This window comes from Streptococcus sp., from assembly GCF_041802885.1.
Taxonomy (GTDB): Bacteria; Bacillota; Bacilli; order Lactobacillales; family Streptococcaceae; genus Streptococcus.
In genome coordinates this window covers 1-9,353 of the sequence record NZ_JBHCHN010000029.1, presented here as the reverse complement: position 1 = coordinate 9,353, position 9,353 = coordinate 1, and the positions used below count along the sequence as shown (strand labels likewise).

The window sequence follows — 9,353 nt, the reverse complement described above, 5'->3', positions numbered from 1 at the left end:
AGCCAGGTCGGCCAGATCCCCACGGACTGTCCCAGAAAACTTCCCCAGGCTTGGCCGCTTTCCAGAGGGCAAAGTCAAAGGGGTGTTCCTTGATGTCAGCTTCCTGGTCCACCCGTCCAGAAGCGCCTGCTTCTAAGTCAGCCAGGGTCTTGTTGGCCAATTTGGCATAGTTCTCAGACTTGGCCACACGGAAGTAGACATCACCAGCCACCTCATAGGCAAAGCCCTTGTCGATCAAGACTTGCACAAAATCAATAATTTCATCCATATAGTCGATAACCCGAGGATTTTGAGTGGCAGGTTTGACGCCCAATTGCTGAACATCCGCTAAAAAGGCTGCGATAAATTTGTCCGAAAAGGCCTTGGTATCCATACCTGCTTCACGCGCACCCTTGATAATCTTGTCATCTACATCGGTAAAATTGGAAATGTAGTGAACGGTGTAGCCCCGGTATTCAAAATAGCGGCGAATGGTATCAAAAGACACCACACTACGCGCATTTCCAATGTGAATGTAATTGTAAACCGTCGGCCCGCAGACATACATCTTAACTGTCTTTTCCGTAAGGGGGACAAATTCCCGCAAGCTTCGTGTCAAGGTATCATAAATTTTAATCACTGTTTCCTATCCTTTTCTATGTTTCGGCTGAAAACCAGCTCTGCAAAGGGGCCAAACTGTCTAACCTCATCCAGCTGGTAAAAACGCTGATCCTCCTTCTGGGTAAAAAGGGGAATCCCCTTGCCCAAAATGACCGGTGCCATCTGGATGATGAGGACATCAAAGAGGTCCGCATCCAGAAGGGGCCCTACCAAGGAATTTCCACCAATGACGAAGACATTTTTTGCCTTGTCCAGTTGCTTTACAAAAGTCACCACATCCCCTGCGACTGGCTGGTAGTTCTTGACAGGCAAGCTTGTGTCATGGGTAAAGACATAGTTTTCAGTGGCCTGATAGAAGCCCTCAACATCTGGCAAACCCTGAATCTCCTCAAAGGTCCGCTTGCCCATGATGGTAATATCCATTTGCCTGTAAAAATCATCATAGCCCGTATCCTCCACAGAACCAAGCTGGTGGAGCCAGTCAATTCTATGCTGACTGTCCGCCAGATAACCATCCATGGTGATACAGCCGTAAAAATAGACTGCCATCGTGCCCCTTCCTTTCTATTTCTGGTCTGCCTTCCATTTGAGGTAGAATCGAGCTCCATAGAGCAAAATCGTCAAGCCTAAGACCAGCTGGAGATACCAGTAGAGGCCTTGTTGGATGAGAAAGAGCAGCAAGACAGTGTTAACCAATATTTGCAGCAGGTAACCCCAGTATTTTTTCAAAAAAGCTAGCATATTTCCTCATTTCTTCCTCGAACTCAAATGATAGAGATAGGCGAAGAGCAGGATGACAAAGAGCAGAATAAGGAGGCCAAAGACCAGATGTCCAGCTCGAAAAAGGCTAAAAACAGAAATCAAGCTCCCCATCAAATAGACTGCAAAATACTTATTGTCCTTGAAAAAATCCTTCATCTTAAAGTCCCTTCGCAATAGCCAACGCGACCTCAAAAAAGCTCATGCAATCAGCGGTCCGTTCCTCATGGCGGGCATCCCATTCATTTTTGTGGTGGTCTACATAGTCTGCGGTATAGAAAAACTGATAGACCTTGGCGGAGCGGAATTGAGCCCAGGCCATGATGGCAGAGGCCTCCATATCCACAACGGTGGCTCCAGCCGCCAAGCGGCGTTTGACCTTGTCCGCCGTCTCCCGGTAAAAGGCATCCGTGGTCCAGTTCTTGGTCCGCACATGCTCGATTCCAGCAGCATCCAAAGCCCTTTCCATGGTCAAAAGCAGAGCAGGCTCATAGCTGATTTCATCGCTGACAGGGGCGTAATGGTAGCTGGTCCCCTCATCCCGCAGGGCAGTCTCTGGCAAGAGAATCTTATCTGCAGCGATGGAGGAATCCAGTACCCCGCAAGAACCCAGGATGATAAAGTTTTTAAAACCGCTGGACTTGAGTTCCTCCAGGTGGCCCACTGCCAGGGGCGCACCGATTCCAGCCAACATAACCGCAACTTCCAGCCCATCTTTTTCCAAGAGATACCAGGGATGGCGACCATTGAGACTTTTTAAGTAGCCGCCTCTTCTGCTTTCTGGCATCTGGCGCACCCGGTCTACAATTTCCCCGTTGAAGGAGAAAATCAGGGTATCACAGACCCCAAATTCCTCTACCTGTCCATGACCAAAGGGTTCAATGACCGCGGGGCTGTGTTCAAATTCCTTGAGTAACATGGCACCTCCTAGAGATGGGACGAGTGGTGGCTACAATCTCTGAGTTCTTCCAATTTGGAAGTATAGTAGCGACTTTCCCGTTCTTCTTCGATTTGGTGAATGACCAAATCATCCTTTTTACCATGGACACGGACAACCTTAGCTGGAATCCCAACCACAGTCACTTCTGCTGGCACATCTGATACCACTACCGCTGCTGCCCCCACCTTTGAATAGCGGCCAATTTCGACTGGTCCAATGACCTGGGCATGGGCAGATACTAGGGCCCCTTCGCGAACGGTCGGATGGCGTTTGCCAGTATCCTTACCCGTACCGCCCAAGGTGACACCATGATAGAGCAGGACTCCCTTTTCCACCACAGCAGTTTCCCCGATGACCAAACCTGCCCCATGGTCGATAAAGACACCAGCCGCAATTTCAGCCCCCGGATGGATTTCAATCTGGGTCCAAAAGCGCCAAAACTGACTGTGCATCCGAGCCAGGAGCTTAAAACCATGCTTCCACAAAAAGTGAGAAATACGGTGGGCGGCCAGAGCCTTGACACCAGGGTAAGTCAAAAGCACCTCGGCAGTCGTTCTGGCTGCCGGGTCATTTTCTTTTACGATATCTATGGTTTCTTTCCACCAACCCATATTCTCTCCTTTTAGTGAGAAAACAAGTTCATGACTGAACTTGTCTACTCTCTTATTTTTCTACCTTATGGAATTTGAATTCACCAAATCCTGAGCGGTCTTTTTTCTCTTGTTTGTCATGCTTGTTGTGGTGTGGACGGCGCGGGCGGTCTGAGCGCTCTTTTTTCTCCTCCAGATTTGCCCCTTCAGGACGTGGCAGGAGGGCTTTCATAGAAGCGTCTACGCGGCCTTTCTCATCAATCTTGATGATTTTTACATCCACTTCATCTCCAATTTCCAGGAGGTCTTCGACGCGGTTGGTCCTTGTCCAAGACATTTCTGAGATATGAACCAGGGCATCAGTCTTCTCAAAGAGGTTGACAAAGGCACCAAATTTCTCGATGCGAACAACCTTGGCATGATAGACTTCATCGACCTTGGCTTCACGCACCAGATTAGCAATGATATCCTTAGCGCGATTGATGGCATCTTGGTCAGAGGAGTAGATGGACACATTTCCTTCGTCATCAATGTCAATTTTAACGCCTGTTTCTGCGATAATCTTATCGATGGTTTCGCCACCCTTACCAATGACAATCTTGATTTTGTCCACATCAATCTTGATAGTGTCAATCTTCGGTGCAGTTGGCGCCAATTCTGGACGTGGCGCTGGGATGGTTGCTTCAATCAAATCCAGGATTTCAAAACGGGCTTTCTTAGCCTGAGCCAAGGCCTCTTCCAAGATTTCTGGGGTAATACCTGCAATCTTGATATCCATTTGCAGGGCGGTAATCCCCTCACGGGTACCCGCTACCTTGAAGTCCATATCTCCAAAGTGATCTTCCAGACCTTGGATGTCTGTCAAAACAGTGTAGTTGGTTCCATCTGAAATCAGACCCATGGCGATCCCTGCAACAGGTGCCTTAATCGGCACACCACCAGCCATCAAGGCCAAGGTTCCCGCACAGATAGAGGCCTGGGATGAGGAACCATTGGATTCCAAGACTTCGGCTACCAGACGGATAGCGTAAGGAAATTCTTCCAGGCTTGGCAAGACTTGCTCAAGGGCCCGTTCACCGAGAGCACCGTGACCAATTTCCCGGCGGTCAGGCGCACCATAGCGGCCAGTTGATCCGACTGAGTATTGTGGGAAGTTATAGTGGTGTAAGAAGCGTTTCTTGTACTCATCATCCAAGCCGTCGATGATTTGGGTTTCACCCATAGGAGCCAGAGTCAAGACAGAGAGGGCCTGAGTTTGACCACGGGTGAAGAGACCTGAACCATGTACCTGTGGCAAGAAGTCCACTTCTGCTTCAAGGGAACGAATCTCATCAACCTTACGGCCGTCAGGACGAACCTTGTCTTCTGTAATGAGGCGGCGCACTTCCGCATGTTCCATTTGTTCCAGAATCTCAGCCACATCGCGCATGATACGGTCAAATTCTTCATGGTCGGCATAGCGCTCTTCGTAGGTAGCTTTTACTGCATCACGGACAGCGTTGGTCGCATCTTCGCGGGCCAATTTTTCTTCCACTTGAACGGCTTTTTTCAAGTCTTCATTGTAGGCAGCGATAATTTCAGCCTGGAGCTCTGGATCAACTTGCAACAATTCGACTTCGGCCTTTTCCTTGCCGACAGCTGCCACGATTTGATTTTGGAAATCCAAGAGTTCTTGAATAGCCGCATGCCCTTTCAAAAGGGCTTCCAGCATGACTTCCTCTGACAATTCTTTGGCACCAGATTCCACCATGTTGATGGCATCCTTGTTCCCTGCCACGGTCAAATCCAAGAGGGAAACTTCCTTTTGAGCCTGATCGGGGTTGATAACCAGCTCACCATCCACATAACCCACTTGGACACCGGCAATCGGTCCATCAAAGGGGATGTCAGAAATAGCCAGGGCCAGAGAGGAACCAAACATGGCAGCCATTGGCGCTGAGGCATTTTCATCGTAAGAAAGAACCGTGTTGATGACCTGCACTTCATTACGGAAACCTTCTGCGAACATAGGGCGGATTGGACGGTCAATCAAGCGAGCAGTAAGAGTCGCATCCGTTGATGGACGACCTTCACGCTTGTGCCAGCCGCCTGGGAATTTCCCTGCCGCATACATCTTTTCTTCATAGTTGACTTGCAGCGGGAAGAAATCACCCGTTGCCATCTTCTTGGACATAACAGCAGCTGTCAGGACGGTTGAATCACCATAGCGAACTACGACCGCACCATTGGCCTGTTTGGCAACCTGACCAGTTTCCACAACCAGTTTTTTGCCAGCGAAAATCATTTCAAACACTTGTTTGGACATACATGTTTCTCCTAGAATCTTGATTTACGTGTTTTCTACAAACATCAATCCAAGACCTTCTTGAACTCATCTTTGCACAAAACCACGTATCCTTAATATTTTATCATATTTTAGGCAGAATGAAAGGCTTAAAAGCTGATTTTGACTAGAAAACTTGACTGTGGTAAACTTGAAAAAAGTAAAGGAGAGTTGCTATGGAAAAATTGACCTTAATCAGCCCAAGCATGGACTGGGAAAGAGAGCTTCTAGCCTATAAGGAAGCCTTTGGAGGCGAACACCTGCATGGTGGCAGTCGTCTGCAGGAAATAGATGATTTATCGGGATGGCTGAACCATTTAGAAAAGGCTGGTTCTGCTTCTACCTGCGGTGAAGGACGGTCACCTTCGACTACCTTTCTTTGCATCCGAGAGAGGGACCAGACCATGGTAGGTATCTGCAATATCCGCCACGACCTCAATCAGGACTATCTGATGACCATCGCCGGCCACATTGGCTACTCTATCCACCCTGCGGAGCGCAGAAAAGGCTATGCGACTGAGCAACTGAGACTGGCCCTGCTGGAAGCTAAAAAACTGGGTATCGACCGCGTCTTGGTCACTGCGGCTGACTGGAACATTGGCTCCCAAAAAACCATCCTAGCCAATGGCGGTGTCTTGGAAAATACTTATTATGACACAGTTGACGACGAGCTCATGTTGCGCTACTGGATTGAAAATGATTAAACCGAGTTGGGCCTCCAACTCGGTTTTCTTTCATAGGGTTTGCTTGCGAATATGGGCCTTTCTGCCACAGAAAAAACACTCCCTTTCGGAAGTGTTCGCACTGTTAGTCAACATACTTGTCACTATTTCTATTGAGCCAGCTGTAGAGAAGACCAATGACCAGACCGCCTCCGACATAATTTCCAATTCCAGAGAAGAAGAAATTGGAGAGGACAGACCAGATGTTCATGCCTTCGACTGGCCCCCCGTTGGCAAAGAAGGCCAAGGAGAAGGAAACAAAGTTGGCGATGACGTGCTCAAAGCCTAAAAAGGCGAAGATAAAGATGATGAAGATCATTGAGAAGACTTTACCGGCATCGTCTTTCATCCGTAGAGTACAGAAGACTGCGGTATTAACGACGATATTGGCAAAGATACCTTCTGTAAACTGGGTCCAAGGTGTTTTAGCCAGCTTAGCAGAAACAGCTTCAAAAAGGTAACTATCCGGTGTCAAGTGGTTAAAGGCATTGGTCTGAGACATAAACCAAGCAAAAATAACTGCTCCGACAAAGTTAAAGAAGATACAGATAGCCAAGATTTTGGCAGCTGTCCAAAAGCGAAGTTTTTTATTGTAAACCGCGCTGGTCATATACATCATGTTGGAGGTTCCAAGCTCTGCATTCATATAGACAATCATCACCAAGGACCAGCTAAACATAAAAGCATAGAAGAATTTACCTGAGTGAGGGACAATGCTATCTGCATACATAGAGATATAAAATGCAATTCCCGTTCCCAATGTCAAGAACATGGTTGCCAGCATAGCACGGACAGCGTACTTCGTATAGCTGTTGCGGGAAAGGTTGTCTTTTTTCTCAATCGACTGGGCCAAACTTTCAATAAGGGCACTATTTGAAGCTTTCATTTTTGTCTCCTGTATTCCATAATTCAAGGTATTATACCATATTTTCTTGAAAAAGAAAGGTTATTTTTCAAAACTATTGCAAAAAAAATACCTTGTTTCCCCTTACATCGAGAAGACAAGATATCTTTTCTTACTAATTTTCTCTTTAGCGATTTTTTCCGAAGAAAAATTCAATAACTGCTATCACGATAATCGCTCCTACAATTGAGGGAATCAGGGCCATGCCAGCTAAAGAGGGACCCCAACTACCAAGTAAAGCCTGTCCAACAGACGACCCAATGAGGCCGGCAAACATCTTAAAGAAGCAGCCCATGTTTTCACCACGGTTGGTGATGGCACCTGCCACCGCTCCAATCAATACTCCGACAATCATAGACCAAATCATATCAGCCACCCCCATTTTTTTCTTTAGTATACCATAAAAGAGGATTTCTGAAAACTAAACCTCTTCTTCCTCGAAATCCAGCTGGGCTCGGTTGTTAAAGTAAGTTCGGTAGGCGAAATAAGCTGCAATAACCGCTCCTAAACTGGTCGCTGATAGGAGCATAAACATGACCATAATCTGATATTTAATCGCAAAGATAGGACTGACTCCCGCAAAGATTAGCCCCGACATCATACCCGGAAGACTAACTAGACCAACTGTCTTTGCCGAATCAATGGTCGGCTGCATGGCAGTTCGGATGGATTGACGGACAATACTGGCACTGGCAAGTTTTACTGGGGCTCCCAGGGCTAGCTTTTCCAGAACCTGCTGGCGCTGGTCGCGAAAGAGGCTATTCATCTCTCGGTAACATAGTCCGATGGCTACCATACTATTGCTGGCAATCATACCGGTGATGGGAATGATCTGGGAGGGGAGAAATTGGATGGCTCCTGACAAAATCAGAACAGTCAAAGTCAGTCCAGTTGCCAGAAAGATAGCCAGAAAAGACTGGTGGAAACGCTTCTTGTGATTGGGGTTACGCTTGTCTGCCTGATGGCTGGCATTGTAGACAATGATGAGCACCATGGCCAAGGTCAAAAGGACATTGTCCACATCAAAGATGTAGTAGAGCAAGTAGCCAACCACTGTCAGCTGGACGATAGTCCTTAGCACACTGGCGATGATATCTTTGGTCAAGCCCAGCTTTTCCTTGCTGCTGATGATTAGTGCCACCAAGACCAAACTCAGAGCTAAGAAAAGGGAAAGATAGGATACATCTACATTATTCATGGGCTAACCTCCCCTCAACGATAGTCACCAAATGTTCAGCTTCTTCGATCTCCCTTTGGTCATGGGTCACCTCAATCAGGGTAACTCCTGCTTGGTGCAGGTCATTCAAGAATGTCCGCAAGAGAGTCTTCGTTTTTTCATCTAGACCAGAGCTAACTTCATCCAAGAGGAGGACTTTGGGCTCAAAGAGGAGGTTGCGTACAAGAGCCACACGCTGCTTTTCCCCACCAGATAATTCCTTGATGGGCTTCTCCAAAAATTCTGGCCCCAAATCTAAGCGTGCCAAGGCAGCCAGAACTTTCTCCTGGTCAAAAAGGATTTGGCGAATCTCAAAAGGGAAGGCCATGTTATCCCGCACCGTTTGTCCAAAAAGAACTGGTTGCTGGAAACAATAGGAGACTTCCCTGCGATAGCTCACTGGGTCCAGGTCTTCCAGATCTTGCCCCTGATAGAAAAGCCGGCCAGAACTCGGGGAAACCAAACCAGCTAAAACCTTGAGCAGGCTGCTCTTACCAGAACCGGAGGGTCCTGTGATGGTCAGATGCTCCCCCTTTTCAATCGAGAGGCTGATTTCTTCTAAAATTATCTTTTCTGGGCTGACAAGTCCCAGATTGTCTAGTTCAAATATTTTCATAGTCCTAGTATAGCACTCTTAGCTTGGAAAAGAAAACATTTAGAACCGTTCTAAATAAGGTGCCGAAAAACTTCAAGAAGCAGACTACTGCAGCCGCAAGAAATAGAGAGTCTGCAGAAAAGACTCCCCACGTAAGTGAGGAGCCTATTCCTATTTTTTCAGATAAAATCGCTTTAGACGAGGCACTGGCTCTTGGATAAATCTTGAGATTATCCAAGAGCCAGTAACGAAGTATCAAGTGATTTTAACGAAAAATTAACGACGAAGTCCAAGAGATTGGATCAAATCGCGGTAACGGTTAACGTCAGTCTTACGCAAGTAAGCCAAGAGGTTACGACGGCGACCAATTTTTTTCATCAAACCACGGTAAGTTGCGTGGTCTTTTTTGTGTTGTTTGATGTGGTCGTTGAGGTGGTTGATTTCCCAAGTAAGGACTGCAACTTGCACTTCTACTGAACCAGTATCGCCTTCATGACGCGCATACTGGGTCATGATTTCATTTTTTTTCTCTTTTGAGATTGCCATGAGTTTTTCTCCTTTGTATTTGAGCCTAATCCGAGTGACAGGTTGGCGACCCGTAACCAAGAAAAAGCTAGATGTGTCCTTTTGGACCTTAACCATTCTATCAAGGAATGGCTCTTTTGTCAACTGATTTGAGAAATAGCTGAGCTGCTCTGCTATTT

The 9,353-nt window shown here is 47.1% G+C and carries 14 protein-coding genes; 2 read left to right on the top strand and 12 right to left on the bottom strand.

What is annotated here, in order from left to right; all coding sequences use genetic code 11:
- From ACEYCN_RS04290 to pnp, 7 genes are all read right to left on the bottom strand, one after another.
- The coding region (locus tag ACEYCN_RS04290) for a class I tRNA ligase family protein (RefSeq protein WP_373713068.1) at positions 1-619 on the bottom strand (619 nt) is incomplete at its 3' end.
- The gene (locus ACEYCN_RS04285; RefSeq protein ID WP_373713067.1) at positions 616-1,149 is read right to left on the bottom strand and encodes a dihydrofolate reductase family protein; all 534 of its coding nucleotides are present in this window, start codon (positions 1,147-1,149) and stop codon (positions 616-618) included. The genes ACEYCN_RS04290 and ACEYCN_RS04285, both read right to left, overlap by 4 nt.
- Positions 1,150-1,164: 15 nt before the next feature.
- The gene (locus tag ACEYCN_RS04280) at positions 1,165-1,341 is read right to left on the bottom strand and encodes a hypothetical protein (protein WP_373713066.1); all 177 of its coding nucleotides are present in this window, start codon (positions 1,339-1,341) and stop codon (positions 1,165-1,167) included.
- A gap of 6 nt (positions 1,342-1,347) precedes the next feature.
- Positions 1,348-1,518: a hypothetical protein gene (locus ACEYCN_RS04275; RefSeq protein ID WP_373713065.1), complete on the bottom strand. Its 171-nt coding sequence runs from the start codon at positions 1,516-1,518 to the stop codon at positions 1,348-1,350.
- A 1-nt stretch (position 1,519) separates the two neighbouring features.
- Entirely contained in the window at positions 1,520-2,278 is a 759-nt protein-coding gene (locus ACEYCN_RS04270) for a nucleoside phosphorylase (protein WP_373713064.1), read from the bottom strand.
- Between the two features lie 8 nt (positions 2,279-2,286).
- Positions 2,287-2,910 (bottom strand): serine O-acetyltransferase, encoded by a 624-nt coding sequence (cysE, locus tag ACEYCN_RS04265; protein WP_373713063.1) that lies wholly within the window; start codon positions 2,908-2,910, stop codon positions 2,287-2,289.
- A 52-nt stretch (positions 2,911-2,962) separates the two neighbouring features.
- A complete protein-coding gene (pnp, locus tag ACEYCN_RS04260; protein WP_373713062.1) occupies positions 2,963-5,194 on the bottom strand; it encodes a polyribonucleotide nucleotidyltransferase in 2,232 nt (743 codons plus the stop codon).
- Positions 5,195-5,388: 194 nt separating this feature from the next.
- Between pnp and ACEYCN_RS04255 the strand changes: the two genes are divergently transcribed.
- The gene (locus tag ACEYCN_RS04255; protein WP_373713061.1) at positions 5,389-5,916 is read left to right on the top strand and encodes a GNAT family N-acetyltransferase; all 528 of its coding nucleotides are present in this window, start codon (positions 5,389-5,391) and stop codon (positions 5,914-5,916) included.
- A 103-nt stretch (positions 5,917-6,019) separates the two neighbouring features.
- Here ACEYCN_RS04255 and ACEYCN_RS04250 read toward each other — a convergent pair whose 3' ends face one another.
- The 4 genes from ACEYCN_RS04250 to ACEYCN_RS04235 all read right to left on the bottom strand — a co-directional run bounded on the left by ACEYCN_RS04250 (position 6,020) and on the right by ACEYCN_RS04235 (position 8,670).
- On the bottom strand, positions 6,020-6,820 hold the full coding sequence (locus tag ACEYCN_RS04250) for a formate/nitrite transporter family protein (RefSeq protein WP_373713060.1): 801 nt from the start codon (positions 6,818-6,820) through the stop codon (positions 6,020-6,022).
- A 145-nt stretch (positions 6,821-6,965) separates the two neighbouring features.
- On the bottom strand, positions 6,966-7,205 hold the full coding sequence (locus tag ACEYCN_RS04245; protein WP_373713059.1) for a GlsB/YeaQ/YmgE family stress response membrane protein: 240 nt from the start codon (positions 7,203-7,205) through the stop codon (positions 6,966-6,968).
- Between the two features lie 54 nt (positions 7,206-7,259).
- A complete protein-coding gene (gene fetB, locus ACEYCN_RS04240) occupies positions 7,260-8,036 on the bottom strand; it encodes an iron export ABC transporter permease subunit FetB (RefSeq protein ID WP_373713058.1) in 777 nt (258 codons plus the stop codon).
- Positions 8,029-8,670, bottom strand: a complete 642-nt coding sequence (locus ACEYCN_RS04235) for an ATP-binding cassette domain-containing protein (protein ID WP_373713057.1) — start codon at positions 8,668-8,670, stop codon at positions 8,029-8,031. Before ACEYCN_RS04235 ends, fetB begins: the two co-directional genes overlap by 8 nt.
- 23 nt (positions 8,671-8,693) lie before the next feature.
- On the opposite strand from ACEYCN_RS04235, the gene ACEYCN_RS04230 reads away from it, so the two are divergent.
- Positions 8,694-8,870 carry a hypothetical protein gene (locus tag ACEYCN_RS04230; protein ID WP_373713056.1) on the top strand — a complete coding sequence of 59 codons (177 nt, stop codon included), beginning with the start codon at positions 8,694-8,696 and terminating at the stop codon, positions 8,868-8,870.
- 55 nt (positions 8,871-8,925) lie between these two features.
- Here the strand turns inward: ACEYCN_RS04230 and rpsO are convergent, their stop codons facing one another.
- A complete protein-coding gene (gene rpsO, locus ACEYCN_RS04225; protein WP_373713055.1) occupies positions 8,926-9,195 on the bottom strand; it encodes a 30S ribosomal protein S15 in 270 nt (89 codons plus the stop codon).
- Between the last annotated feature and the right edge of the window lie 158 nt (positions 9,196-9,353).